The sequence below is a fragment of the Enterobacter sp. 01-M-03-SI-ECC genome (assembly GCF_047530215.1).
GTDB classification, from domain to species: Bacteria; Pseudomonadota; Gammaproteobacteria; order Enterobacterales; family Enterobacteriaceae; genus Enterobacter; species Enterobacter chengduensis.
The window spans coordinates 13,045-39,576 of sequence record NZ_JBLKDA010000034.1; the positions used below are offsets into that span (position 1 = coordinate 13,045).

Genomic DNA, 26,532 nt, shown 5'->3' on the forward strand with positions numbered 1-26,532 from the left:
ACAAATGTTGCCTTAACGCCCCCTCTGCAGCCGTGCTATGTTAGTACAACACAAAAAGCGTTGAGGAACAGTGAGATGATTATTTTAGTTACCGGGGCAACGGCAGGTTTTGGTGAAAGCATCACGCGTCGCTTCGTCGCCAACGGGCATAAGGTTATTGCCACGGGTCGCCGCCAGGAGCGTTTACAGGAGCTGAAGGATGAACTGGGCGACAGCATCCTGACCGCGCAGCTGGACGTGCGCAACCGCGCGGCCATCGAAGAGATGATTGCCAACCTGCCCGCCGAGTGGCGCGACATCGACGTGCTGGTCAACAATGCCGGTCTGGCGCTGGGCATGGAGCCTGCGCATAAAGCCAGCGTTGAAGACTGGGAAAACATGATCGACACCAACAACAAGGGGCTGGTCTATATGACCCGCGCGGTGCTGCCGGGCATGGTCGAGCGCAACCGCGGCCACATTATCAACATCGGTTCTACCGCCGGAAGCTGGCCCTACGCGGGCGGCAACGTCTATGGCGCAACCAAGGCGTTTGTGCGCCAGTTCAGCCTGAACCTGCGTACTGACCTGCACGGCACCGCCATTCGCGTCACCGACATCGAGCCGGGTCTGGTGGGCGGCACCGAGTTTTCCAACGTGCGCTTCAAGGGCGACGATGCGAAAGCGGGCAAGACCTACGAAAATGCTAACGCGCTGACGCCAGAAGACGTCACCGAAACGGTCTGGTGGGTGGCGACGCTGCCGAAACACGTCAACATCAATACCGTAGAAATGATGCCTGTCAGCCAGAGTTTTGCCGGACTTAGCGTCCATCGTGGCTAAATTGGCCCTTCCCGGCCTGCGGGCCGGGTCTGTTTAGGCAACTAAAAGAATGGTAGTATGTTCGGGCTAACTCACTGAGAAATGACAACTCATGGCAGCTGAATCGCAACTTAATCCTACCCAGCCCGTAAACCAGCAAATTTATCGCATTTTGCGACGTGATATTGTCCACTGCCTGATCCCACCCGGCACGCCGCTTTCTGAAAAAGAGGTGTCCGTGCGTTTTGACGTTTCCCGTCAGCCGGTGCGCGAAGCGTTTATCAAGCTTGCTGAAAACGGCCTGATTCAAATCCGCCCGCAGCGCGGCAGCTATGTGAACAAAATTTCACTTTCTCAGGTGCGTAACGGCTGTTTCGTTCGCCAGGCCATTGAATGCGCCGTCGCCCGCCGGGCCGCAACGCTCATCAATGACAACCAGTGTTACCTGCTGGAGCAGAACCTCCATCAGCAGCGCATTGCGATTGACCGCAAGCAGCTGAATGACTTCTTCCAGCTTGACGATGAATTCCACCAGAAGCTGGCGCAAATTGCGGATTGTCAGCTGGCCTGGGACACCATCGAGAACATCAAGGCCACCATTGACCGCGTGCGCTACATGAGCCTCGATCACGTCTCCCCGCCGGAAATGCTGCTTCGACAGCATCACGATATTTTCAGCGCGCTGGAAAAACGCGACCCGGACGGCGTGGAAAAAGCGATGACGGTGCATCTGCAGGAAATTAGCGAATCCGTACTGCTGATTCGTCAGGAAAATAGCGAGTGGTTTAGCGAAGAGTAATAGTACGCCGCCCCCTTTCGGGCGCGGCGATGGGGTTAGCGAACAACCAACACCGGGATCGTGGCGTAGCGCAGGATAGATTCGGCATTTGATCCCAGCAGATGGGTGGAGATGCCCGGATTTTTCGACCCGATGACGATCGCGTCATATTCTCCTTCCTTGCTGAGGCTGATAATTTCATCGCGGACGTTGCCAAAGCGTACCAGCGTGTCAATTTTCTCCGGCGAGATATCGAACAGTCTTTTTAACGCGTTCATTTTCTTGCCGGATTCCTCCGTCATATATTCTTCGAACTTTTTAATATCGGCGTTAAATCCGCGCAGCAGGGACCGGCTGCTGGCCGGCAGGATATTGACCAGGGTGATCGAGGCGCCCTCAGCCTTCGCGAGGTTTGCCGCGTGGCGAACCGCTTTGTCGCTCAAATCCATTTCAAACACGTCAACAGGCATCAAAATCTTCTTATACATAAGCCTGACTCCTTATTCCGATGAAAGGGTTATTTCCTGCAACCAGAATGGCAGCTGGAATATAAACCAACACTCAACGCTTGCCTGCTGAAACTATCAACAAATGAAAATAACGGTCTGCTTTGTCAATTTCCGTCGTGAACGGTCAGCGCCCAACGCAATAAAGAAAAAAGTGTGAGTTTGATCAAAAACAAAAACATGTGATGCAGACAGGCGTATTTATATGCTCCGTGAACGGCAACCCTGAAATAACGCCGTTACGAACAGGTTAGAGAGGAGAAAATACCATGATGACATACGACCGTAACCGCAATGCAATCACCACCGGCAGCCGCGTCATGATCAGCGGCACAAACCAGTTCGGCGTGATTAAAGCGATCCACAGCGACGGCCTCAATGCCGAGCAGGTGCGCCGCGGCAAAACGGTTGAAGTGGAAGGATGCGAAGGTAAGTTCGAACCGATTGAGCTGATTCGCCTGGGTATGCACTAAACGGTGCGCAGACATGCCGCCGCGCACGGCGGCATGTGCTGAATTAGCGTTGAGAAACGTACTGCGCCACGGTCGCTTTCGCACCCTTTTGCAGCAGCGTCCGGTACGCCTTCATGACAGCATCAACGAAGCCTGCTTCACGCGGGAGTTCCTTGCCAAAGATAGCCTCAATGCCGAGCAGCGCCTTGACCCGGCTTTCCCCTTCCGCACTGCCCTTCACCGCCGCCTGAATCACCGCCAGCTGCGGATCGCTCACCTCGATAGGGTTACCCTGTTCGTCCACCCCGCCGACATAGCGCATCCACCCTGCCACGCCCAGCGCCAGCAGCGGAAACGGCTTCTGGTGTACCAGGTGCCAGCGCACGGAATCCAGCATGCGCTGCGGGAGCTTCTGGCTGCCGTCCATTGCGATTTGCCATGTCCGATGGCGCAGGGCCGGGTTGCTGTAGCGGGCGATCAGCAGATCGGCATAGCGGCCTAAATCGACGCCCTTCACTTTCAGCGTAGGCGCCTGCTCGTTGAGCATCAGCGCATGCGCCGCGGCGCGATAGTTCGCATCTTCCATGCAGTCATTAATATGCTGATAACCGGCCAGATAACCGAGATACGCCAGGAAGGAGTGGCTGCCGTTGAGCATACGCAGCTTCATCTCTTCAAACGGGATCACGTCTGACACCAGCTCGGCGCCGGCCTTTTCCCACTCGGGACGCCCCGCCACAAAGTTATCTTCGATAACCCACTGGCGGAACGGTTCGCAGGCAACCGCCGCCGGATCGCGCACGCCGGTCAGCTTTTCGATTTTATCCAGCGTCTCGGGCGTCACCGCCGGTACGATACGATCCACCATGGTTGACGGGAAGGTGACGTTAGCCTCGATCCAGTCCGCCAGCTCAGCGTCTACCGCTCGGGCATAGGCACAGGTCACATTGCGCATCACGTGGCCGTTCTCCGGCATGTTGTCGCAGGACATCACGCTGAACGCGGGCAGACCCGCCGCTTTGCGGCGCGCCAGCGCTTCCACCACCACGCCCGGCGCAGATTTTGGCTGGTGCGGGTTTTGCAGGTCGGCGACGATAAACGGGTGATCGAGCATCAGTTGCCCGGTTGCGGGAGAATGGCAGTAGCCTTTTTCGGTGATGGTCAGTGAGACAATCGCCACCTGCGGTTCGCACATCGCGGCCAGCACGCTCTCCAGCCCGTCAACCTGCGCATGAAGGGCCTTTTTGACCACGCCCACCACGCGGGAAGTCCACGCATCGGCGGACATCTCCGCCACGGTATAGAGGTTATCCTGCGCGTTGAGATCGGTAATCTGCTGTTCGCCGCCAATCAGGTTTACTTCGCAGTAGCCCCAGTCGCTACCGTGTTCCGCAGCGAGAATGTCGGCATACACCGCCTGATGCGCGCGGTGAAATGCGCCAAAGCCTAAATGAACAATGCGGGCGTTAAGGCTGTTGCGATCGTACTGAGGCAGCGTCGCGTTGGCCTGTAATAAGGTATTTTCCATCATTAATACTCGTTAATTAGAAAGCGGTGGATCGCTGCCGCTCATGTTGAAGCGGCAGCGCCTGCTGACTACACCAACTAGAATGGCAGTTGGGGTAAAAAATCACTGCCATTAACCATACTGATACTGCCGTAGGAGATTTTGATTTATATTAACTTTTACGCATGTGGTGTGACATAAAGATAAAGTTGTGTGATAAGTCACGCAGGCTATAAACCATCAGCGCCGCGAGGAGACCGCGCCGTAACCCACGTTTTCTACTGGCGTAGACTCCGCCGCGTCTTGCGCCGCGCTCAAATCACGGTCGCGCACTTCCGGCATCAGGATTGCCGAGACCAGCCCAATCGCGGAATAGACCACCAGCATGGCGACAATCGGCCACCAGGAGCCGGTCATATTGCAGAAAATCCCCGCCAGTACCGGACCAAAGCCTACCGCCACCAGACCGCCCGCCTCTTTGGAAATCGCCATACGGGTAAAGCGATTTCGCGAGCCAAACATCTCCGCCATGGTGATATTTTCCAGCGCAAACAGCCCCAGCACCGCGAAATTATGGATAACGATGATGCTGAGCATGATCGTCCCCGGCGCATAGCTCTTATCGACGATAATCGACAGCATCGGGTACGCGAGCACAATGGCGGAGATATTGAGGATGATATACGGCAGGCGGCGTCCCACTTTATCGGATAGCCAGCCCAGCAGCGGGATAGAGATAAACCCGAGAATGGAGCTGATCATCAGCGCATCGGTAGGGATGGCCTTATCGAACAGCAGCGTCTGGACCAGATAGCCCGCAAGGAACGTCTGGATCAGACCCGAGTTGCCCGCCTGACCAAACCGCAGGCCGGTCGCCAGCCAGAAGGATTTGCTTTTCACCATCGAACCCAGCGAGGTGTCCGGCTGTACGGTTTGCGCATCGTTCACTTTCTCAAAGACCGGGCTCTCTTTCAGGTTCATACGCAGCCAGATGGCGAAGATCATCACCACCACGCTGGCGAGGAACGGCACGCGCCAGCCCCAGGCAATCAGCTCTTCACGGTCGAGGGCAAAGAACATAATGGCCCAGATCGCCGTCGCGCTCAGCGTTCCGCAGTTAGTGCCCATCGCCACCAGCGAGGAGATGATGCCGCGTTTCCCTTTCGGCGCGTACTCCGCCAGCATGGTCCCGGCCCCGGAAATTTCAGCCCCGGCGCCCAGCCCCTGAATAATACGCAGCGTCACCAGCAGAACGGGGGCAAAAATGCCGATCTGCGCGTAGGTCGGCAGGACGCCAATCAGCGTGGTGCAGATCCCCATCATGGTGATAGTGATGAACAGCACCTTTTTACGGCCAATGCTGTCACCCATTCTGCCGAAGATAAAGGCGCCGACAATGCGTGCGATATAGCCTGCTCCGTAAGTTCCCATCGCCAGGATCAACGCCATCGCGGCCGACTGTTCCGGGAAGAAGATCTCGTGGAAAACCAGGGCGGCCCCCAGCGAGTAAAGCTGAAAGTCCATAAACTCCAGGGCGGTGCCCAGCCAGCCGGAAACGGCGGCTTTCACCAGATCGGAGGTGGTTCTTTGTGGTTGTGCTTGCGTCATAATGGCTATCTCTGAAGGTAAGATGCGTACCACATAGAGCCCGTCTGCGCGGGCTCTTAACCGCGAAAATGATTATTGGCCGAACGTGAGCAGGACCTTGCAGCACTGCCGCCGGTCTTTCACAAACAGTTCAATGGCGTCCGTAACGTGGTGATAGTCAAAGGTATGGGTGATCAGTTTTTCCGGGTGGATCAGCCCTTTTTCCAGCCAGTCGATAACGACCGGGAATTTGTTGGCATTGAGGCGTGAGGAAAATATCGCCAGCTCTTTGCCGGTGATGCCCTGCTGAACGATCTGGCTCGGCTCGCTGGAGAAGCCCATCAGCACGATGCGCGCCGCCGGAGAGGCGAGGGTTATCGCTTCCTGCAAAATGGACGGATGGCAGGCGGCATCGATGATTAACGTCGGTTTGATGCCCTTTTCGTCCAGCGCGGCCTGCAGAGACTGCTCGCCGTTATTCAGCACCCAGTCCGCGCCGCTGCGCTGGGCCATGTTCAGGCGCTCATCGATGCGGTCAACCACGATAACCTGCTTCACCCGATAGACGCCTTTCAGCGCCTGCACGGTGACCAGCCCCATCGGGCCCGCGCCGTAAATCAGCGCGACGTCCTGTTCAGTCGGCTTCGCCTGCCCCGTCACGTTGGCGGCGATGGTAAAGGGCTCTATCATAACGGCGTGTTTATCCGGTATCGCATCCGGGATGGGCCAGGCGTTTTTTGCGGGCACGGTCGCGTATTCGCTGAAGCCGCCGTCGCGATGGACGCCCAGCACCACCAGCGAGGTGCAGACGTTGGGCTTTCCGACGGAGCACGGGTAGCAGTGCCCGCAGCTGATCACCGGATCAACAGAGACGCGCTGGCCCAGGCGGTCACCGTCAACGCCCTCGCCCACGGCGTCAATCACGCCAAAAAACTCATGACCAATCACGCGCGGATACTTCGCGAAGGGGTTATGGCCGCGGTAGATGTGGCTGTCCGACCCGCAGATCCCGGCCAGTCTAATCCTGACGCGAACTTCACCTGCGCCCGGCATTGGGAGCGGCCGTTCCTCAATCACCAGTTCGTTCGGCTGCTGAATCACTACGCTTTTCATCGTTTGCTCCTCGCTTACCAGTTCCACAGCGTGCCGTCTTCAAGACGGGCTACCGGCAGATAGGCCGGATCGTACGGGTATTTCGCCGCCAGCTTTTCATCAAACTCGATGCCCAGACCCGGCTTGTCGCCCGGATGCATATAGCCGTTATCAAAGCGCCAGCCGTGCGGGAAGACCTCCAGCATCTGTTCGGAATAACCCATATATTCCTGCACGCCAAAGTTCGGCACCCACAGGTCGAAATGCAGCGCGGCGGCGTGGCAAACGGGTGAAAGATCGGACGGGCCGTGCGAGCCGGTTCGCACCTGGTAGAGCGCGGCGAAGTCCGCGATGCGGCGCATTCCGGTGATGCCGCCCGCATGGGTTATGGTGGTGCGGATATAGTCGATAAGCTGCTCTTCAATGAGCTGCTTGCAGTCCCAGATGCTGTTAAACACTTCGCCCACCGCAATCGGCGTGACGGTGTGCTGGCGGATCAGGCGGAAGCAGGCCTGATTTTCGGCAGGCGTGGGGTCCTCCATCCAGAACATACGAAACGCTTCGATGCTTTTGCCGAAGCGCGCCGCTTCGATTGGCGTCAGACGATGGTGCATGTCGTGCAGAAGATGTTCATTAAAGCCGAATTTATTGCGCACCGCGTCGAACAGCTTCGGCGTGAAGTCGAGGTATTTTTCGGTGGACCAGAGCTGCTCTTCCGGCCAGTCGCCCTTGGTCGCGGGCTCGTAGGCCAGCCCCTTCCCTTTGGCCATGCCGTAGGTGGTTTTCATGCCCGGCACGCCGCACTGGACGCGGATCGCCTTAAAGCCCAACTCCTTATGGCGAGCGTAGTCTTCAAGCACGTCGTCGATGGTGTGCCCGGTGGTGTGGCAGTAGACCATGACTCCCTCGCGGGATGCGCCGCCCAGCAGCTGGTAAAGGGGCATGTTGGCCGCTTTCGCCTTGATATCCCACAGCGCCATATCCACGGCGGAGATGGCCGACATGGTGACCGGACCGCGACGCCAGTAGGCCCCCTTATAGAAGAACTGCCAGATGTCTTCGATGCGGTGCGCATCGCGGCCAATCAGCTGGGGGCAGAGGTGATCCTTGAGGTAGGATGCCACGGAAAGCTCGCGTCCGTTCAGGGTCGCGTCGCCGAGGCCGACAATCCCCTCGTCGGTAGTGATTTTTAGGGTGACAAAGTTCCGCCCCGGACAGGTAACAAACACGTCAGCCGCGACAATCTTCATAATTCCTTTCCTTACATCGGTCGTTGTGATGCTGGAAATTTACCCACCAAACCTACTACCATACAAGTATAACGATCGTTAAATCAGCTAACGATCACAAAAATACGGGGGCTCAGGCCCGCCCCCATCCCGCGACAATAATCAGCATACCGCACAGGGCAACCAGCGCACCGGCCCAGTCGTACGCGCTGAGTTTTACGCCGTCTACCACCCGTAGCCACAGCAGCGCAGTACACACATAAACACCGCCGTAAGCCGCGTAAACGCGCCCGCTGGCCGCCGGATGCAGGGTTAACAGCCAGACAAAGAGGGCCAGCGCAACGCCCGCCGGGATCAGCAGCAGCGCGCTTCCCCCCTTCTTCAGCCAGAGCCAGGGCAGGAAGCAGCCGATGATTTCGCACAGGGCGGTAGCAAAAAAAAGCAGCGTCGTTTTAAGCATATTTCACGTCAGGTGAGGAATTATTTAGGCATCATACCTGATGATGCCCTTTACTTTTCCATACTTGCCCCGCGGGTATGACGTTATTTCGCTTTGGTGTAGAATCTGTACGGGGTAACTCGATTATCTGCACCCATTTAAAAGGAAACGCTATGACCACATTAAGCAAACGCCTTTGTCTGACAGCCCTGCTGGCGATGTCATCGTTCGCTTTTGCCGCCTCTGCGACAGCACAAACCAGCAAGCTCGTGATTGAGTCTGGTGACAGCGCGCAAAGCCGCCAGAATGCCGCCATGGACAAAGAACAATGGAATGACACCCGCAGCCTTCGTCAGAAGGTCAACAAACGTGCTGAAAAAGAGTGGGACAAAGAAGATGTCGCTTTTGACGCGCGCGATAAGTGTCAGCAAAGCGCAAACGTCAACGCCTACTGGGAGCCTAACACCCTGCGCTGCCTCGATCGCCGCACTGGCCGCACGGTAGCTCCGTAATGTCGGCTTCGTGTGACGTTAAGCTCCGTCCGCTGGAGCGGGAAGACCTGCGCTTCGTCCACCAGCTCGACAATAACGCCAGCGTGATGCGCTACTGGTTCGAAGAGCCTTACGAGGCCTTTGTTGAGTTGTCCGATCTCTACGATAAGCACATTCACGATCAGAGCGAACGTCGTTTTGTGGTGGAGTGTGGAGGCGAAAAAGCCGGGCTGGTAGAGCTGGTTGAGATCAACCACGTTCACCGTCGGGCGGAGTTCCAGATCATCATTTCTCCCGAGCATCAGGGAAAAGGCCTGGCCTCACGGGCGGCGAAGCTGGCAATGGACTACGGTTTCAACGTTCTGAACCTCTACAAGCTGTACCTGATTGTGGACAAAGAGAACGAGAAAGCGATCCATATCTACCGCAAGCTGGGCTTTATGGTGGAAGGCGAGCTGATTCACGAGTTCTTTATCAACGGTGAATACCGCAATACCATCCGCATGTGCATCTTCCAGCATCAGCACCTGGCCGGGCATAAACCGTCCGGCGCCAGCCTGCTGAAACCGACCGCGCAATGAACAATGGCGCTGTCTTTCAAGCCGGGTGGCGCTTTGCTTACCCGGCCTACAGGGGGCTTCATTGTAGGCCCGTGCAAGCGTAGCGCCGCCGGGCAAAACGTTTATTCTCAGTAATATTCAATCGTATTTTTGATGGTGTACTTGCGCTCGACGGCCGGTTTAACGCTGTCGTCCGTTATCGTCAGATCGCAGCTCACCGGATTGTTGTGTCGATCGTAGTCGCAGCTCTGCTTGACGTTGCCCAGCGGCTTGTCATTCAGCATGCTCACTGCCGAGTAATCCATTCTTTTGCGCAGATCTTTAGACGGCGTCGACTGGACGGACAGATGCTGATCCCCGGAGACGGTGGTTTTGCCCAGCGGGTAGCCATCCGCGTCGTAGCGATACTTTACTTCCATCTCTTTGCCGTGCGCCGCCACCACAAAACCGTTGTCGTCGGTATCCCACGTCACCCCGGCTGACGGCAGTTCGGCCAGCTGGCATTTCCCCTGCAGCTTCACTTTGCGCTGCTGGGTTTCCGCATCAAGGTAGTAATTGGCGTCCAGCACCAGCGCCACGCCGGTGTTGGCCTCAAGGTCGTGCAGCTCCAGCGTATCGAAACACCCTTCCGTCGAGACGGTGCCGGTGACCCGTTTGGACACTTCGCCCTTCTCGTTGAACAGGGTCTGGGTAAAGTCTTTAACCGGGCCGCGCAGCGGGTCAAAATCAAACTCGTTCGAAAAACTCGCCATCTCGGGCGTAAACGACAGCGGTGCGGAGCTGTTGTCGCACCCCGCGAGTGTTGCTGCCAGTAGCGTTATCGCTGCGTATTTCTTCACATTTATTACCGCTCAGGGAGATTATTCTCAATCATATTAGCAAATACAGTTGTTTACACGAAGCCTGCTAGAATAAATCTACACACAGAGAAAAGGAGCGACAGATGAAACGGTTACCCTGGATTACCGCCCTGCTGTTAATGAGTGCCTCAACGGCCGCGCTGGCGGCTCCGGATTCCTGCGAGCGCGTGAAAAGCGACATACAGCAAAAGATTATTAACAACGGCGTGCCTGAATCAGGCTTTATCCTGACCATTGTGCCGAACGATCAGGCCGACCAGGCGGGCACGCAGGTGGTAGGTCACTGCGCCAACGACACCTTTAAAATTTTGTACACCCGGTCCGGCGGCGGGGCTGCTGAATCTCAGTAATTTAGCCTGAATCCCCTTTGAATTGATAAGGATTAAGATTTAATACCCCCAAATAAGTAACACTCACCCCATCATTAGCCCGGTCATCATTTCGGGAAAAATAATACGCAATTATAATGATGGGGTGAGCCATGTCCGATAGCGAACATCTCGGCGGAATTAGCCGTCGAACTCTCGTGAAATCTACCGCAATAGGTTCTCTGGCGCTTGCCGCCGGTGGGATCTCGCTTCCATTTGGATTAAAAAGCGCGGCCGCAGCGGTGAAGAACGCCGTCCAGCCTGCAGAAGATAAGGTCGTGTGGGGCGCCTGCTCGGTCAACTGCGGCAGCCGCTGTGCCCTGCGACTGCACGTCCGTGATGACGAAGTGTACTGGGTCGAAACGGATAACACCGGTGAAGATATTTATGGCGATCATCAGGTCCGCGCCTGCCTGCGCGGCCGTTCTATTCGTCGTCGTATCAATCATCCTGACCGTCTGAACTACCCGATGAAGCGCGTGGGCAAACGTGGCGAAGGCAGGTTTGAGCGCATCTCCTGGGACGAAGCGCTGAACGCTATCACCGCCAGCCTGAAAGACGTGGTCGCTCACTTCGGCAACGAAGCGGTGTACATAAACTACTCCTCCGGCATTGTCGGCGGCAATATCACCCGCTCCTCCCCTTACGCTTCGCTGGTGGCGCGCCTGATGAACTGCTACGGCGGTTTCCTGAGCCACTACGGCACCTACAGCACGGCGCAAATTGCCTGCGCGATGCCCTACACCTACGGCAGTAACGACGGCAACAGCACCTCGGACATCGAAAACACCAGGCTGGTGGTGATGTTCGGCAATAACCCGGCTGAAACGCGCATGAGCGGCGGCGGAATTACGTACTATCTGGAGCAGGCTCGCGAGCGCTCTAACGCCCGCATGATCGTTATTGACCCGCGCTACACCGACACGGCAGCCGGACGTGAAGACGAATGGCTCCCGATCCGTCCGGGTACCGATGCCGCGCTGGTGGCGGGCATTGCCTGGGTATTAATCAATGAAAACCTGGTCGACCAGCCGTTCCTCGACAAATACTGCGTCGGCTATGACGAAAAAACGCTGCCGGAAGGCGCGCCCGCTAACGGTCACTACAAGGCTTACATTCTCGGCCAGGGCGATGACGGCACGGCAAAAACGCCGGAGTGGGCTTCGCGCATCACCGGTATTCCTGCCGATCGCATCGTTAAGCTTGCCCGCGAGATTGGCTCAACGAAACCTGCCTACATCTGCCAGGGCTGGGGACCGCAGCGTCAGGCGAACGGCGAGCTGACGTCCCGCGCCATCGCGATGCTGCCGATCCTCACCGGAAACGTGGGCATCAACGGCGGGAACAGCGGCGCGCGTGAGTCAACCTACACCATCACCATCGAGCGCATGCCGCTGCCGGATAACCCGGTCAAAACGCAAATTTCCTGCTTCAGCTGGACGGACGCTATCGCCCGCGGGCCGGAGATGACCGCCCTGCGCGACGGCGTGCGCGGTAAAGATAAGCTGGACGTGCCGATTAAGTTCATCTGGAACTACGCGGGTAACACCCTCATCAATCAGCACTCCGATATCAATAAAACCCACGACATCCTGCAGGATGAAAGCAAGTGCGAAATGATTGTCGTCATCGACAACTTTATGACCTCGTCAGCGAAGTACGCCGATATCCTGTTGCCGGACCTGATGACCGTCGAGCAGGAAGACATTATTCCTAACGATTATGCGGGCAATATGGGCTACCTGATTTTCCTCCAGCCCGTGACCGTGCCGAAGTTCGAGCGTAAGCCCATCTACTGGATCATGAGCGAGGTGGCGAAACGCCTCGGCCCGGATGTCCATCAGAGATTCACCGAAGGGCGCACGCAGGAGCAGTGGCTGCAGTTCCTGTACGCCAAAATGCTCGAAAATGATCCTCAGCTGCCGTCCTATGACGAGCTGAAAAAAATGGGCATTTATAAGCGCAAAGATCCGAACGGACACGTTGTGGCCTATAAAAAATTCCGCGAAAACCCGGAAGCCAATCCTCTGAAAACGCCATCGGGCAAGATTGAAATTTACTCCCGCAAGCTGGCGGAGATCGCCTCTTCCTGGGAGCTGGAAAAAGACGAGACCATCAGCCCGCTGCCCGTCTACGCCTCAACCTTTGACGGCTGGGATGCGCCCGCGCGCGCGCAGTTCCCGCTGCAGCTGTTTGGCTTCCACTTCAAAGCGCGTACCCACTCGAGCTACGGCAACGTCGACGTGCTGAAAGCGGCCTGTCGCCAGGAGGTCTGGATTAATCCTGTCGATGCCGAAAAACGCGGCATTAAGAACGGCGATACGGTGCGCGTCTTTAATCATCGCGGCGAGGTGCGAATTGAAGCGAAAGTGACGCCGCGCATTATGCCCGGCGTAAGCGCCATGGGTCAGGGGGCCTGGCATGATGCCGATATGCGGGGCGATCGTATTGACCATGGCTCATGCATCAACACGCTGACGACGCATCGTCCTTCTCCCCTGGCAAAAGGCAACCCGCAGCACACCAATCTGGTGCAGATCGAAAAGGTGTAGTGGGTGCATTACGTAGCCGTAGTTTATTCTATGGTTTGTATTATCGGTTAACACAGTCGCGCGGACGCCCTCCGCGCGAGCAAGGAAGATTTAATGAAAGACGTCTCACATCGTGAATCGTTCGCGTTCAGCGCCCGGGTGCTGGGCGCGCTGTTTTATTTCTCGCCAGACAGCGAGCAGGCCGCGCCGCTGGTGCAGGCCCTCACGGCGGGCGAATGGGTTCCGGACTGGCCTCTGCCGCCGGAAACGCTGCAGCCCGTCGCGGATACCTTTGCCACTCCTGGCGATGAGCCGCTGACGGACGCGTGGCAACGGCTGTTCATTGGCCCTTACGCCCTGCCCGCTCCGCCGTGGGGCTCCGTCTGGCTGGACCGCGAATCCGTGCTGTTTGGCGACTCGACCCTTGCGCTGCGCCAGTGGATGCGGGAGAACGCTATCGCGTGTGAGATGCAGCAGAATGAGCCAGAAGATCACTTCGGTACGCTGCTGATGCTTGCGGCGTGGCTGGCCGAGAACGGCCGCGATGCGGAATGCGCTCAGCTTCTGGCATGGCACCTGCTACCGTGGAGCACCCGCTTCCTGTCGGAATTTGTCGATAACGCCGGGCATCCGTTTTATACCGCGCTGGGCAAGCTTGCGCAGCTGACGCTCGCAGACTGGCGATCCGGGCTGCTTATTCCGGTGGCGGAAAAGACGCTGTATCGGTAAGGGATGTGGCTTGCTCGCGGGTGGCGGGCAAGCCAGGTTAGCATTTAGACGTCTCCGCCTGATTCACTCACGCTCTCTTTGCTTTGAATGAACCGCAGTGCCAGGTAGAGGTCTGGGGCCAGAATCATGTCATCATCATTCATTGTGGGCCGGCTCTCTTTAAACCAGCGCGTTAACTCCGTTTTCCTGCCCGCAAGGATTAACGTAATCTGTCGCTCTTTCAGGTCACGCTTTAGCTCATTAATGGTTGCCAGCACGCTGATGTCTGAATAGGTGAAGCACGCGACGGCATCAATGACCACCCACTTAGGTTGTAATATTGCGCCATCAACCAGGTTCAATACCCGACGTTTAAAATAGGCCACATTAAAATAGGTCAACGGTGAGTTAAACCGATACATCAGCACGCCCGGGACCATTTTAATATCAGTTGTATTGCCTAACGAGTGAATCATTCCCTCTTCGTCAGTACCCAGCAGGTGCTCAGAGGGACGAAATACTGTTCGAAGGAACTGCAGCAGGCCAAGCAGCACCGCAAGGCCGATCCCCTGGATAACGCCGATAATTAACACACAGCCAAATGTGAAAAAGGCCAGGCGAAATGCCTGTTTATTTCTGCGCCTCAGGTTCCATAATCCACGTAAATCAATCAATGACCACGACGCATACATGAGAACAATGCCCAACGCAGAAACGGGAATAAACTGTAATGGTCGAGTGAAAAAGACCACCACGATACCGATGATGAAGGCGGCGACGATGGAGACCAGCTGGCTTTTTCCCCCGACGGAATCATTCACCGCGGTTCGGGAATCGGCACCGCTGATAGCAAACCCCTGAGATAACCCAGACATAATGTTCGCAATCCCCAGCGCCCGAAACTCGGCGTCAGCATTAATTTCATAGCCATTTTTCGCGGCGAAACTGCGGGCGGTCAGCATCAGACTGACAAAACTGACCAACGCCAGGTTCAGCGCCGGGATCACTAAATCACGCATCGGTCCCGGCTGGAACGCACCCCAGTGAACAACGGGCAAACCAGACTGGAAGCCATCCCCGCCAATTGTGGCAATGCCATACTGCTGCGCGGATGTCGCCCACACCAGCAACGTTGTTAACACAATGGCAATCAACGGTGCTGGCCACTGGCTGCGGTACGTCCTGATAACGATTAAAATAATTAACGTAAAGAGTGATATTGCTACGGTTAATAAATGGCTGTCTGAAATTTGCCCTGGCAAGGCCATTATTTTTTCAATAACCTGCGCCTGCTCAAGCTTGATCCCCAACACCTTGCCCAATTGCCCAACAATAATCGTCACGGCAACGCCATTAAGCAAACCCGTAAGAATGGGATGAGAAAGGAGATCGGCCAGCGCGCCCAGGCGAAATTTACTGGCAAGCAGGCACCACCCGCCCATCATCAATGTCATGACGATCGTCAGCTGCCAGTGCAGTTCGGGATTGCCCGCAGAAAGGGGAAATACGACGGCCGCAATCACCGCGCAGGTTGTAGCATCAGGACCCACAATAAGCTGACGGGAAGAACCAAACAGGGCATACGCGATCATCGGTAACACGCAGGAGTACAGCCCTACGATTGCCCCTACCCCCGCCAGCTCGGCATAGGCAATCGCAACGGGCAGCGCGACAGCCGCAACGGATAACCCGGCTTTAACATCCTGTTTTAGCCAGCTTTTATCGTAGGCTAACAAATTTTGTAAGCCTGGCATGTAGTTTAACAACAGTTTTCCGAACACCTTATTCTCCGGACCTGGACATTACTCAGAAGATGTTGGCACACTTTTCAGTGAGGTTCTGGTTTTCAAATGCTCCGGACCGAGACGCCGCCTCTCGTTTTTTGATAAAACCCATTTAAAGAGGAAACATGTCGTTGGCTTCCAGAACCGCACGTTTTGCTAAACCGAAACAGGGTGTTTGATCGCAAATGCCGCAGATTGCTTCAAAAAAATTCCCCTGTTTGTTATATTGTTGTTTATTGCTTATTCACCTCTGCGGTGCCAAAAAGAACAAGATTCACCGCGACCCAGGACAGAGAAATGTTAGATTACCGCTTCCCGACAGCTTTGCAGATGGTTCTCAGCGTAGCGATGGCGGAGCAATTAGGAAAACGTTCGACGAGTGCCATTCTGGCCTACGGCCTGGAAGCTAACCCGAGCTTTATCCGTAAATTGATGGTTCCGCTGACGCGTGACGGCATTATCGTTTCCACGCTAGGACGTAACGGCTCCATTCATCTTGGCCGCCCGCCGGAAGAGATCACCCTGCGCGACATCTACCTGTCGGTCATCGAAGATAAAAAGCTGTGGGCGTCGCGCCCTGACGTACCGGCCCGCTGCGTGGTCAGCGCTAACGCCTGCTGGTACTTCAAGTCGATTTCCGAAGAGGCCGAGGAGGCTTCGCTGGCGGTACTCGCCCGCCATACCGTGGCAAGCGCGCTGGAAGAGGTTAAAAACGCCGACAGCAGCGGATGCGATCCGCTCCCAGAGCTTATTGCCCAGTATCAAAAGACGTCGTAACCATTTTGCCGGGTGGCGCTACGCTTACCCGGCCTACATTCTGATGTAAAAAAACCGCCTTCATCGTGAAGGCGGTTTTTTATTATCTAGAGCGTCCCTACGCGGGCAGCACTTCCCTTTCCTCTTTTTTCCCGCGCGTCACGAATTTACGCAGCGTCACGTAGAACACCGGCGTCAGGAACAGGCCAAACAGCGTTACGCCCAGCATCCCGGAGAACACGGTGATCCCGGTGACGCCGCGCACTTCTGCACCCGCGCCGTGGCCGAGGATCAGCGGAATGGTCCCGGCGATAAAGGCGATGGAGGTCATCACAATCGGGCGTAAGCGCAGGCGGCATGCCTCCAGCGCGGCCTCCATAATCCCTTTCCCCTGAATTTCCAGCTCGCGGGCAAACTCGACGATAAGAATGGCGTTTTTACAGGCCAGCCCCATCAGTACCACCAGCCCCACCTGCACGAACACGTTGTTATCGCCTCCGGTCAGCCAGACGCCAAACAGCGCGGAGAGCATGGTCATCGGCACAATGAGGATCACCGCCAGCGGCAGCGTCCAGCTTTCATACAGCGCCGCCAGGACCAGGAACGCCAGCAGCACCGCGACCGGGAAGACGATCAGCGCCGTATTGCCCTGCGTGGCCTGCTGGAAGCTCAGGTCCGTCCATTCAATGTTCATCCCGTTCGGCAGGATCTGCTTAGACATCGCGTCCAGCTGCGTCATCGCCTGCGCGGATGAGAGCACGCGCGGGTCGGCATCGCCAATCAGGTCCGCCGCCGGGTAACCGTTGTAGCGGATCACCGGATCCGGCCCGTAGGTGGTCGTGATTTTCACCATGCTGCCAATCGGCACCATTTCGCCCTGGCTGTTACGGGTGCGCAGGCTGGCAATATCTTCCACGCTGTCGCGGAACTGCCCGTCGGCCTGCGCCATCACGCGCCAGGTGCGTCCGAACTGGTTAAAGTCATTCACGTACGACGAGCCCAGATAGGTTTGCAGCGTTCCGAAAAGATCGGTCAGCGACACGCCCTGCGCTTTCGCCTTGTCGCGGTCGACCTGCACGTCCAGCTGCGGAACGTTAGCCTGGTAGGTGGAGATCGGGAAGTGCATCCCCGGCGTCTGCATAATCGCGCCGGACATGGTGTTCACCGCATTTTGCAGCGCGCCATAGCCCAGACCACCGCGATCCTGAATGTACAGCGAATAGCCTGACCCTTGCCCCAGCCCCAAAATCGGCGGCGGCAGAATGGAGAAGCCAAAGCCCTGCTGGATTTGCGCGATTTTCGCGTTGATCTCGGCGTTAATTTCCGCCGCAGTATGCTTACGCTGATCGAACGGCTTCAGGCCAAAGAAGACCGTACCGGTATTCGGCGTGTTGGTGAACTGCAGCGCGTTCAGCCCCGGGAATGCGACCGCATAGTCCACGCCTTCGGTATTCATCCCGATTTCGCTCATCTTGCGGATCACCGCGTCGGTGCGCGCCAGCGAAGAGCCTTCCGGCATTTTCACGCCGCCGATCAGGTAAAGCTTGTCCTGCGTCGGAATAAACCCGCCGGGCACCGCTTTAAACATGACGCCTGCGGCACAAAGCAGCAGCAGATAAACCACGAATACCGCGCCGCGTCGTCCCAGCGTTTTGCCCACCAGCCCCTGATAGCCGTTCGAGCTGCGGTGGAAAAAGCGGTTAAACGGACGGAAAATCCAGCCGAACAGACGATCGATAAGCCGGGTCGGGAAATCTTTCGGCGCGCCGTGCGGCTTTAACAGCAGTGCCGCCAGCGCCGGAGAGAGCGTCAGCGAGTTAATCGCTGAAATCACCGTAGATATCGCGATCGTCACCGCAAACTGTTTGTAGAACTGGCCGGTAACGCCGGAGAGAAACGCCATCGGCACAAACACCGCGCACAGCACCAGCGCAATCGCGATAATCGGCCCGGACACTTCGCGCATCGCCTGGTGCGCAGCCGCAAGCGGCGCAAGCCCCTCTTCGATATTGCGCTCGACGTTTTCCACCACCACGATGGCGTCATCCACCACGATGCCGATAGCCAGCACCAGCCCGAACAGGCTGAGGGTATTCAGCGAGAAGCCCAGCAGATAAAGAATGCTAAAGGTACCCACCACCGACACCGGCACCGCAATCAGCGGAATGATCGACGCGCGCCAGGTCTGCAGGAACAGGATCACCACCAGCACCACCAGCACTACCGCTTCCAGCAGCGTTTGCACGACCGCGCGGATGGAGTCGCGCACGAAGACGGTCGGATCGTAAGGCGCTGCCCACTTCATGTCCGCCGGGAAGCGCGTGGACAGTTCGTCCATTTTCGCGCGCACCGCGTTGGAGAGATCGATGGCGTTCGCCCCCGGAGACTGGAAGATACCAATCCCGACCGCGTCTTTATTGTTCAGCTGGGAACGCAGCGCATAGCTGCCGGACCCCATTTCAATACGCGCCACGTCGCGCAGGCGGACAACCGTACCGTCCTGCGTCGTTTTCAGGACAATATTGCCGAACTCGTCTTCGGTATGCAGACGGCCCTGGGCGTTAATGGAGATCAGGAAATCGCTCTCCTTCGGCAGCGGCTCGGCGCCAAGCTGTCCGGCGGAGACCTGCACGTTCTGCTCCTGCATCGCCGTCACCACGTCCGACGCGGTCAGCCCGCGGGCCGCCACCTTGTTGGGATCCAGCCAGACGCGCATCGCGTACTCGCCGGAGCCGAAAATCTGGATCTGGCCGACGCCGGGCAGGCGCGCCAGCTCGTCCTTCACCTTCAGCGTGGCGTAGTTGCGCATATACAGGGAGTCGTACTTACCGCCAGGCGAGAACAGATGCACTACCAGCGTCAGCGTCGGGGACTGCTTCTGGGTGGTAATGCCCAGACGCCTTACGTCTTCCGGCAGACGGGCTTCGGCCTGCGCGACGCGGTTTTGCACCTGAACCTGCGCCTGATCCGGGTCCGTTCCCGGACGGAAGGTGACGGTGGTCACCAGCACGCCGTCGGAGCCCGCGACGGACTTCATGTACATCATGTTCTCAACGCCGTTGATTGCCTCTTCCAGCGGCGTCGCCACGGTTTCGGCAATCACTTTCGGGTTGGCGCCCGGGTACTCCGCGCGCACCTGCACGCTTGGCGGCACGACGTCAGGGTATTCGCTCACCGGCAGCAGCGGGATGGCGATCAATCCTGTGATAAAAATCAGAATCGACAGGACGGCGGCAAAAATCGGCCTGTCGATGAAAAAGCGGGAAAAGTCCATGGGTTGGATTCTCAGGTCAAGGGATCAGTTGAGGGCGGCGCTGGCGGTCATGGCAACGGTTTTCGCGTTAACCGGCATACCCGGCATAAACACTTTCTGTAAACCCTCGACGATGACTTTGTCGCCAGGGTTCAGCCCCTGCCGCACGATGCGTAAACCGTCTGCCAGACGCCCCGGCGTGATGTCGCGGCGCTGCGCTTTCCCCTCTTTATCCACGATATACACGTATTTACGATCCTGATCGGTCAGCACCGCCTTGTCGTCGATAAGCGTGGCTTTGAACTCCGCGCTGCCCGGCAGGCGTACGCGGGCAAACAGTCCCGGCGTGAACTGACGCTGCGCGTTATCCAGCAGCGCGCGCATGCGGATGGTGCCTGTGCTCGGCGTGAGCTGGTTATCCAGGAAGTCCACTTTGCCCTGATGGGGATAGCCCTCTTCGCCCGTCAGGCCAATCTCAACCGGAAGCGCCGTGTGGTTGCTGGACGCCCCCTGCCCGCTGCGGGCCAGGTTTTGGTAGTGAAGATAGGTCGACTCGTCTACGTCAAAGTAGACGTAGACCGTCTTCTGCGAGACCAGCGTGGTGAGGACGCTGGCGGTGTCCCCCGCCGTCACCAGGTTCCCGCTGGTGATCAGCGCCCGGCTGGCGCGACCGTCGATAGGCGCGGTGACTTTGGTGAAGTCCAGGTTGAGCTGCGCGGCGTCGACTGCCGCCTGCGCGGCGCGGATATCGGCCTGTGCCTGCGTGGCGGCCGAACGACGTTGCTCCCACTCTTCGCGGGAGACGACGTTGGTATTGACCAGCTTATCGGTACGGTTTGCCTCACTTTGCGCGAGGCTTGCCTGCGTTTTGGCTCTCGCCAGATTCGCCTGCGCCTGTTCCAGCGCCGCGCGATAGGTTCGGTCATCAATGGTGAACAGCACCTCGCCCTTTTTCACTTCCTGACCGTCGGTGTAATTCACCTTATCAATGTAGCCGGACACGCGCGGACGCAGCTGAACGCTCTCCACCGCTTCAATCCGGCCGTTAAAACTATCCCACTGGCTAATCGATTTCACCACCACGTCAGCGGCACTCACGGCTGGCGCAGGCGGCGCGGCGTTTTGCGCGACGCTGTTATCGCACCCGACGAGCAGCGCGGAGAGCAACAGTGCCCCCAGCGCGCTCAGTGGAGAGTTACCCCAGGTTTTTTGCAGGCTCATTATTTTTATTCCGATAATTGTCGCCGCCGGGCAAGACGCAGCAGGAGGCACCGCGCCACTTCCTTTGTCCGGGAGCTGTCTTAAGGCCATTTGTGTCGTTCATCGCCACAAAACTGTAACAGTTGCGAATACACTATTCGCGGCGATTGTAGGAAGGCGCTTAACTAAGTGCAAGAATAATTGTTGCACTTTATGTGCTATTTGAGCGGATGTGAAAAGACCCGTTTCGGCCAGGGATTTAAATGCAACAATAAAACTTGCAATTACTGCAAAAACGCGCCACCTTTAAATGCAACAGATAAAGATACTTTTACTATGCTGCGTGGGAGTAACCCGATGAACACTGGCGCATTTATGCATGATTTACTCGACTGGATCGACAACAACCTGGACAGCCGTCTGGACATTGAGTCCGTCGCCAGGCGCTCCGGCTATTCGAAATGGCATCTTCAGCGTTTGTTTAAGGAACATACGGGCTATCCCCTTGCCGGGTATATCCGCGCGCAGAAGCTACAAAGATCGATGGAGCGCTTAACCCGCAGCGACGAGCCCATTCTGAACGTGGCGATCGCGCTGGGCTTTGACTCCCAGCAGTCCTTCAACCGCAGCTTTAAGCGTCAGTACGGTCAGGCGCCTGGGGCATGGCGGCGCAGCATGGCTGGCCCAGAAACGCAGCCGCTACGCTAGCAATGAAATTGTCACGGATGACGTCTTCCCTGCCAGCGTCCCAGGCAATACCCACCTTCCAGCTGATTGACTCCCCTATTACCGCCGCATTTAAAGGTCCAAGCGGTCGGGAGTGGCTTATGCGCTGGCTGCCTGCCCGCGCGCACGACAACGGACTGTTTCTTCTCTTCAGCAACGGTGTCGGTGCTGACGACGACGAAGTGCGCACGGGCAATGCCATGATCCTCGATCCTTACGGAAGGATCGTGAATGAAACCTGGGCAGCAGAGGATGCGATGGTGAGCGCTGAACTGGATTTAAGCCTGCTTGCGATGAGCACCGGACGGCGCTGGATCCACGGTCGCCGCCCCGATTTATACCAGATACTGACCCAGCCGCAGGGCTATGAACGTGATGCGATCAGCGCACGCTTTTCGAATGCGCCCCCTGCTCGCTAGAACTGTACGCATTTTTTAGCTGCAACATAAACCCGGAGCTGCTATACTGTATATAATTACAGTATGAGGTGCGCATAATGGCTGTTGAAATAAAATATGTTGTCGTAAGAAAAGGTGAAGAGAAAATGACATTTGCCAGCAAGAAAGAGGCTGACGCTCACGACAAGCTGCTCGATATGGCAGACGCGTTCACCGACTGGCTGTTGCAAAGCGGTATGCAGATGGATGAAACGCAGGCTGAAAATCTTGGCCTGTATTTCGCCGAGCAGAAAGAGACCGTGCAGCATATTCTGCGTACCAGCAAGCTTCCCGATCTCAATGCCCCCGCTGCAGCGGATAATACAGAATCCGATGTGGCCGACACCAAAAAAATCAGGGCAGTGAAAGCGGCCTGATGGCCGGAATAATCATTATCTGTTCCAAAGCCGTAAGGAGATAACTGCTTACGGCTTTTTAGCTGTCCGTATCTTTCAGCAGGCTTATTTCTTCGAACAGCCATTGCTTTAGCGTTCGTATTTTAAAAGAATCCTTATCATCGAACCGGTAAACTAAATCGTATCCCCGTTCGGCTTTAAGTTTGTATTGCGGAAACGGAACAACAAGCCTTCCGGCAGCGACATCATCTGCAGTCAGTACACTCCTTCCCAGAGCCACACCCTCGCCGCGTATAGCGGCTTCGGTCGCCATGCTGCCAAGCGTCCACAAGGTTCCCTGATGGTCGCTGAAAGTGCTTTCTCCGGCCATTTCAAACCATGCCTCCCAGTTCGCCAGCATTCTGTACTCATGAAGCAGCACGCAGTTTGAAAGATCCTTAATTTCTTTCAGACCGTTATGTTCCTGAAGAAAGTCAGGGCTACAGACAGGGGTGACTGTTTCACTCAAGATTCGCTCAGAGCAGACCTCCGGATAATTGCCCAGGCCATAGCGAATTGCGGCATCGACCAGACCATCGTTAAGATCCACGTTAACGTCAGTAACATCGAGCTGAATATCGAGTTCAGGATACCGCTGCCTGAAGCGGCTGAGACGCGGGGCCAGCCACTTACTGGCGAATGACACCGTTGTGCTGATACGCAAACTTTTTGCCGGGAGCCTTGCGCGTAAACGCTCGGACTCTCTCATTAAATCACCCAGAAGGCGGGTAACCGCAGGGTGGAATTCAGCCCCCTCCTCCGTCAGGATTATCTGTCGCGTCAGTCTGTGAAATAGCTTTACCCCCAGATGCTCTTCGAGCTTCCGGATTTGCCGGCTTATCGCGCCGTGCGTAACGTGCAGCTCCGCTGCCGCCAGCGTCATGCTGGAGAGCCGGGCAGTGGCTTCAAAAGCCCGAAGCGTTTGCAAGGGTGGGAGGCGTTCAAACATCATACGCGTGATAATAATTCACGCATGGTGTGAGAACAAATGATTTGTCAGGCCCTCGTCCCCAACTCAAAATCGACATAAACAACCATTTAATTTTCATCATGTTATCGGAGGAATAATGGAGAGTTTGTTCGTGTACGGGACGCTCGGCCCAGGCCGACCTAATGCGCATATTCTTGAGAATATCGGTGGGTCGTGGCAGGAAGGACACGTTGGCGGGTCTCTGTTAAATAAAGGCTGGGGGGCAGAGATGGGGTATCCAGGGATCGTACTGGATCACTCAGGTAATCGTGTTCAGGGTTTTATTTTCACTTCAGCAAATTTGCATAATCACTGGGATGTACTCGATCGGTTTGAAGGGGCTGAATATGAGCGAGTGCCGGTAGACGTCACGACGACTGCCGGTCAGATAATAAAATCGTGGGTATACCGGCTTAAGTCATGATTCACGTTTAGCCTTTGATTCACCGCGATTCGCTCATTTTACGCAACACTGCATTCACTGAACGCCCGTTTTTAACGAGGTTCAAACGCATTATGATGGCGCTATTCCGTTATGAAGGAGGCAACATGCATTTTGAGAAGCTGCAGTATTTATTTGATCCACTTTGCGGCTGGTGCTACGCCAGCGCGCCGGCGCTGAGTTACCTTGCACAACACCACGCTGATCAACTTGAGCTCATGCCCAGCGGGCTTTTCAGCGATGAGGGGGCCCGGGACATCACTGCGGAATGGGCGGAGTACGCCTGGTCCAACGATCGGCGCATCGCTTCACTCACCGGGCAGCCTTTCAGCGAGCGCTATCATCAGCTTCTGCTGACCGGCACGCGGTTTGATTCGACGTTTATGAATCGTGCTCTGACCATGGTTCGTGACATCACCCCGTCGGCCGAGCCACAACTTCTTCATACGCTACAGCATGCCCGCTATGTTGAGGGGCGAGACACCTCGAGACCTGACGTGGTGGGTGATATCGTTGAGGACTGGGCCGGAAAAAACAACCTCGCGTTAAAGCATGAACAGGTTATCCTGGCGCTTGATACCGATAAGGCGCTGCGGCATATCACGGACGCGAGGATCGCGGAAGTGAAGCGCCTTATGGATCAGCGAGGTATCCGGGGAGTCCCTGCACTGCTGGCGACGGTTAATGGCACGGAGCATATGATCGGTGGACATGCTCTTTACGGTGGCGCAGAGAAATTACGCGCTACGCTATTAGCGCTTGGCTGAATGGGTTTGCCCGCACGCTTAGTGGCGCGAAAGGCTGCAAAAACAGGCTGTTACTGCACAAGCTGTCAGAACTAATCCGAGCTGCTGCACGATACCGGCAAGCCCCAGCGTCATTCCCAGCAACATATAGTAGACTAATCCAAACAGCGCTCCAGCTGCTCCGGCCTGTTCACAATACAGGTTCAGGGCCTGGCTCTATCTGCTTTACCTCTGCAGATTGTTGAAGTTAATCCCCTGTTCTTTGAGGTAATCGAACGGATGGCATTCTGGCCATGGGGAATGCCCACAGAACGACAAAGCAGTCTAATCAATGTTTTTTGTGAAGAAATAAAAAATGCCCATCACGAAAACTGGACGTTACGGTTTCCCTCGGATATTCGCCTGAATACCTGGCTGGACAAGATCCGTAAGGGCGAGTTACCCCCACGTCCGGGACAATTAGTCCAGAAGGTCGGTGCATGTGAACGCACGGTAAGCCGTATATTTATCCGGGAAACGGGAATGAGTTATCAGAACTGGAGGCAACAGTGGAGGCTGCTGAAAGCAATGGAAATGTTGTGTGAGGGGTTGTCGCTAAGTCAGGTTGCACAGCAGCTAGAATTTGTCAGCGACAGTGCCTTTATTGTCTTCTTCCGCCAATACACGGGAACAACGCCGACCCGCTACCTCCGGCATTCAATTGCTGAACATCAGGACGTCCCGCATGTTCGCGTGGTTCAACAACTTGCCCTTTGAGGGGGAAAATAAGCAGAGATAGAATCCTGTCTCAAGTGCTAATCAGCGCTGAAATAGTTATAGAATGGCCTAAAATATCTCATAAAACTGCAATTTATAGCCTGTGTCCAATATCCTATAAGGCCGATCATGAAATCCGTTAGCTTGCCAGACATATACCGTTCAACAAATTCAAATACCATTGGGATATGGGAAGATAATGCTGGAATCGGGCAAATCAGAGAGGAAAACTACTACGACCCGGTAAAACTCGCTCTGGCAACAGGCATAAAACCGCGTATGCCACTTTCGGTCTCGCAGCTAATTGATGAACTGAACGAGCTCACAAAGGGCGATCCACTCGCCGACATCCAGCCAGCACACAGTTTTCATTTCACCTTCTTACCGCTGACTCTGCCACTCTATAAGGCAAACGAGCGATTACCCTCGAAAGTGGATCAGTTGAAAAATATCTGGTCTGGATATCATTCGAAAAAAATTGCGATCAGGCACCTTCGCTTAATCGCTTTGCCCAGCCAGTTGTTACTGGCGGGTATCCCAGATGAGCCAGCGGTAGCCATGCGTCAATCATTCTGCGAGAAAGTTCTGGAGTCTAACTGGAAAGCTGAGTTGCTGAAGCGCCATAGCAGAAGTCCATTACCGGCGCCATTCTGGCACAGCACGATCCTGCGCTACAGCGCTGCTTTTATGCCCGGAACGTTGCGTGAGTTTTTTTTGAAACGTCAGGAAAGCGATTACGGAGATGTCGTCGGAGAATTGACATTAGCCAGGATAAGTTATAACTGGGAAAAATTTTATCCATTAGCGATTTAATATTGGCAATGTAGCTACATCTGGTGTGAGGGCTGCAACAGCAGCCCTGAGCCAGAAACGGACATTTCGATCATCATAGTGCGCGAATTAGTGAAAACAGGTAACTTTGGGCCCCTTGTGAAGATAAAAACCTGTTCAAGCTTTTAGCTGAACCATCTCGAATAAGGACACAGCTCATATGAAGGTTATTGAAAGTGGCATTCGTGACGTAAGACAAGGTGAAAATGTATAGACTGGCCCCCTGAATCTCCAGACAGTTGGTATCACTTAAGTTAGTGATAGTCTTAATACTAGTTTTTAGACTAGTCGTTGGAGTCCGAATGATTGATGTTTTAGGTCCAGAGA

26 protein-coding genes and 1 pseudogene are annotated in these 26,532 nt (G+C 55.9%); 16 read left to right on the forward strand and 11 right to left on the reverse strand.

Going from position 1 to position 26,532, the window contains the following annotated elements:
* Window positions 1-75 precede the first annotated feature (75 nt).
* A complete protein-coding gene (gene ydfG / locus ACMWKK_RS22140) occupies window positions 76-822 on the forward strand; it encodes a bifunctional NADP-dependent 3-hydroxy acid dehydrogenase/3-hydroxypropionate dehydrogenase YdfG (protein WP_112781651.1) in 747 nt (248 codons plus the stop codon).
* Window positions 823-913: 91 nt separating this feature from the next.
* Window positions 914-1,600, forward strand: coding sequence for a GntR family transcriptional regulator (locus ACMWKK_RS22145; RefSeq protein WP_112781652.1), 687 nt, complete (start codon window positions 914-916; stop codon window positions 1,598-1,600).
* Window positions 1,601-1,635: 35 nt separating this feature from the next.
* Here ACMWKK_RS22145 and ACMWKK_RS22150 read toward each other — a convergent pair whose 3' ends face one another.
* Window positions 1,636-2,067: a universal stress protein gene (locus tag ACMWKK_RS22150; protein WP_032640434.1), complete on the reverse strand. Its 432-nt coding sequence runs from the start codon at window positions 2,065-2,067 to the stop codon at window positions 1,636-1,638.
* A 287-nt stretch (window positions 2,068-2,354) separates the two neighbouring features.
* Between ACMWKK_RS22150 and ydfZ the strand changes: the two genes are divergently transcribed.
* On the forward strand, window positions 2,355-2,558 hold the full coding sequence (ydfZ, locus tag ACMWKK_RS22155; RefSeq protein WP_045329042.1) for a putative selenium delivery protein YdfZ: 204 nt from the start codon (window positions 2,355-2,357) through the stop codon (window positions 2,556-2,558).
* 43 nt (window positions 2,559-2,601) lie between these two features.
* Here ydfZ and ACMWKK_RS22160 read toward each other — a convergent pair whose 3' ends face one another.
* The 5 genes from ACMWKK_RS22160 to ACMWKK_RS22180 form a co-directional block, all read right to left on the reverse strand.
* Entirely contained in the window at window positions 2,602-4,065 is a 1,464-nt protein-coding gene (locus ACMWKK_RS22160) for a mannitol dehydrogenase family protein (RefSeq protein ID WP_112781673.1), read from the reverse strand.
* Between the two features lie 219 nt (window positions 4,066-4,284).
* Window positions 4,285-5,652 (reverse strand): MFS transporter, encoded by a 1,368-nt coding sequence (locus tag ACMWKK_RS22165; RefSeq protein WP_112781653.1) that lies wholly within the window; start codon window positions 5,650-5,652, stop codon window positions 4,285-4,287.
* Window positions 5,653-5,724: 72 nt separating this feature from the next.
* Entirely contained in the window at window positions 5,725-6,744 is a 1,020-nt protein-coding gene (locus tag ACMWKK_RS22170) for a Zn-dependent oxidoreductase (RefSeq protein ID WP_112781654.1), read from the reverse strand.
* Between the two features lie 14 nt (window positions 6,745-6,758).
* Window positions 6,759-7,973, reverse strand: a complete 1,215-nt coding sequence (rspA, locus tag ACMWKK_RS22175; protein WP_112781655.1) for a starvation-sensing protein RspA — start codon at window positions 7,971-7,973, stop codon at window positions 6,759-6,761.
* 112 nt (window positions 7,974-8,085) lie between these two features.
* Complete coding sequence (locus ACMWKK_RS22180; protein WP_045284860.1) at window positions 8,086-8,412, reverse strand: YnfA family protein; 327 nt, start codon at window positions 8,410-8,412, stop codon at window positions 8,086-8,088.
* Between the two features lie 152 nt (window positions 8,413-8,564).
* On the opposite strand from ACMWKK_RS22180, the gene ACMWKK_RS22185 reads away from it, so the two are divergent.
* Together ACMWKK_RS22185 and speG are read left to right on the forward strand one after the other, a co-directional pair.
* On the forward strand, window positions 8,565-8,903 hold the full coding sequence (locus ACMWKK_RS22185; protein WP_045329046.1) for a DUF1283 family protein: 339 nt from the start codon (window positions 8,565-8,567) through the stop codon (window positions 8,901-8,903).
* On the forward strand, window positions 8,903-9,463 hold the full coding sequence (gene speG / locus ACMWKK_RS22190) for a spermidine N1-acetyltransferase (RefSeq protein ID WP_014883673.1): 561 nt from the start codon (window positions 8,903-8,905) through the stop codon (window positions 9,461-9,463). Before ACMWKK_RS22185 ends, speG begins: the two co-directional genes overlap by 1 nt.
* 107 nt (window positions 9,464-9,570) lie before the next feature.
* Here speG and ACMWKK_RS22195 read toward each other — a convergent pair whose 3' ends face one another.
* Window positions 9,571-10,281 (reverse strand): YnfC family lipoprotein, encoded by a 711-nt coding sequence (locus ACMWKK_RS22195; RefSeq protein ID WP_112781656.1) that lies wholly within the window; start codon window positions 10,279-10,281, stop codon window positions 9,571-9,573.
* Between the two features lie 104 nt (window positions 10,282-10,385).
* Between ACMWKK_RS22195 and ACMWKK_RS22200 the strand changes: the two genes are divergently transcribed.
* From ACMWKK_RS22200 to dmsD, 3 genes are all read left to right on the forward strand, one after another.
* Window positions 10,386-10,652 carry a DUF1161 domain-containing protein gene (locus tag ACMWKK_RS22200; RefSeq protein ID WP_112781657.1) on the forward strand — a complete coding sequence of 89 codons (267 nt, stop codon included), beginning with the start codon at window positions 10,386-10,388 and terminating at the stop codon, window positions 10,650-10,652.
* 131 nt (window positions 10,653-10,783) lie between these two features.
* Window positions 10,784-13,222 (forward strand): selenate/tellurate reductase subunit YnfE, encoded by a 2,439-nt coding sequence (gene ynfE, locus ACMWKK_RS22205; protein WP_112781658.1) that lies wholly within the window; start codon window positions 10,784-10,786, stop codon window positions 13,220-13,222.
* 93 nt (window positions 13,223-13,315) lie between these two features.
* Entirely contained in the window at window positions 13,316-13,930 is a 615-nt protein-coding gene (gene dmsD, locus ACMWKK_RS22210; protein ID WP_112781659.1) for a Tat proofreading chaperone DmsD, read from the forward strand.
* A 44-nt stretch (window positions 13,931-13,974) separates the two neighbouring features.
* Here dmsD and ACMWKK_RS22215 read toward each other — a convergent pair whose 3' ends face one another.
* Window positions 13,975-15,690, reverse strand: coding sequence for a SulP family inorganic anion transporter (locus ACMWKK_RS22215; protein ID WP_112781660.1), 1,716 nt, complete (start codon window positions 15,688-15,690; stop codon window positions 13,975-13,977).
* A 300-nt stretch (window positions 15,691-15,990) separates the two neighbouring features.
* Here ACMWKK_RS22215 and ACMWKK_RS22220 point away from each other — a divergent pair, with 300 nt between their 5' ends.
* Window positions 15,991-16,470 (forward strand): RrF2 family transcriptional regulator, encoded by a 480-nt coding sequence (locus ACMWKK_RS22220; RefSeq protein WP_032640456.1) that lies wholly within the window; start codon window positions 15,991-15,993, stop codon window positions 16,468-16,470.
* Between the two features lie 97 nt (window positions 16,471-16,567).
* Here ACMWKK_RS22220 and oqxB read toward each other — a convergent pair whose 3' ends face one another.
* Together oqxB and ACMWKK_RS22230 are read right to left on the reverse strand one after the other, a co-directional pair.
* Window positions 16,568-19,723, reverse strand: coding sequence for a multidrug efflux RND transporter permease subunit OqxB (gene oqxB / locus ACMWKK_RS22225; protein ID WP_112781661.1), 3,156 nt, complete (start codon window positions 19,721-19,723; stop codon window positions 16,568-16,570).
* Window positions 19,724-19,747: 24 nt separating this feature from the next.
* Window positions 19,748-20,923, reverse strand: a complete 1,176-nt coding sequence (locus ACMWKK_RS22230) for an efflux RND transporter periplasmic adaptor subunit (RefSeq protein ID WP_045329053.1) — start codon at window positions 20,921-20,923, stop codon at window positions 19,748-19,750.
* A gap of 336 nt (window positions 20,924-21,259) precedes the next feature.
* Between ACMWKK_RS22230 and ACMWKK_RS22235 the strand changes: the two genes are divergently transcribed.
* The 3 genes and pseudogenes from ACMWKK_RS22235 (at window position 21,260) to ACMWKK_RS22245 (ending at window position 22,442) form a co-directional block, all read left to right on the forward strand.
* Complete coding sequence (locus ACMWKK_RS22235; protein ID WP_045329054.1) at window positions 21,260-21,610, forward strand: helix-turn-helix domain-containing protein; 351 nt, start codon at window positions 21,260-21,262, stop codon at window positions 21,608-21,610.
* A 77-nt stretch (window positions 21,611-21,687) separates the two neighbouring features.
* Window positions 21,688-22,047: pseudogene (locus tag ACMWKK_RS22240) on the forward strand (nitrilase-related carbon-nitrogen hydrolase); the annotation flags it as partial.
* Window positions 22,048-22,124: 77 nt separating this feature from the next.
* On the forward strand, window positions 22,125-22,442 hold the full coding sequence (locus ACMWKK_RS22245; protein WP_112781662.1) for a YebG family protein: 318 nt from the start codon (window positions 22,125-22,127) through the stop codon (window positions 22,440-22,442).
* Between the two features lie 58 nt (window positions 22,443-22,500).
* On the opposite strand, the gene gcvA is transcribed toward ACMWKK_RS22245, so the two are convergent.
* Window positions 22,501-23,412 (reverse strand): transcriptional regulator GcvA, encoded by a 912-nt coding sequence (gene gcvA, locus ACMWKK_RS22250; RefSeq protein ID WP_223239929.1) that lies wholly within the window; start codon window positions 23,410-23,412, stop codon window positions 22,501-22,503.
* A gap of 115 nt (window positions 23,413-23,527) precedes the next feature.
* Between gcvA and ACMWKK_RS22255 the strand changes: the two genes are divergently transcribed.
* The 4 genes from ACMWKK_RS22255 (at window position 23,528) to ACMWKK_RS22270 (ending at window position 26,187) form a co-directional block, all read left to right on the forward strand.
* Window positions 23,528-23,854 carry a gamma-glutamylcyclotransferase gene (locus ACMWKK_RS22255; protein WP_112781663.1) on the forward strand — a complete coding sequence of 109 codons (327 nt, stop codon included), beginning with the start codon at window positions 23,528-23,530 and terminating at the stop codon, window positions 23,852-23,854.
* A 92-nt stretch (window positions 23,855-23,946) separates the two neighbouring features.
* The gene (locus ACMWKK_RS22260) at window positions 23,947-24,639 is read left to right on the forward strand and encodes a DsbA family protein (protein ID WP_236653130.1); all 693 of its coding nucleotides are present in this window, start codon (window positions 23,947-23,949) and stop codon (window positions 24,637-24,639) included.
* 258 nt (window positions 24,640-24,897) lie between these two features.
* The gene (locus ACMWKK_RS22265; RefSeq protein WP_080351136.1) at window positions 24,898-25,374 is read left to right on the forward strand and encodes a helix-turn-helix domain-containing protein; all 477 of its coding nucleotides are present in this window, start codon (window positions 24,898-24,900) and stop codon (window positions 25,372-25,374) included.
* Window positions 25,375-25,503: 129 nt separating this feature from the next.
* Complete coding sequence (locus tag ACMWKK_RS22270; protein ID WP_045329059.1) at window positions 25,504-26,187, forward strand: hypothetical protein; 684 nt, start codon at window positions 25,504-25,506, stop codon at window positions 26,185-26,187.
* The last annotated feature ends 345 nt before the right edge of the window (window positions 26,188-26,532 follow it).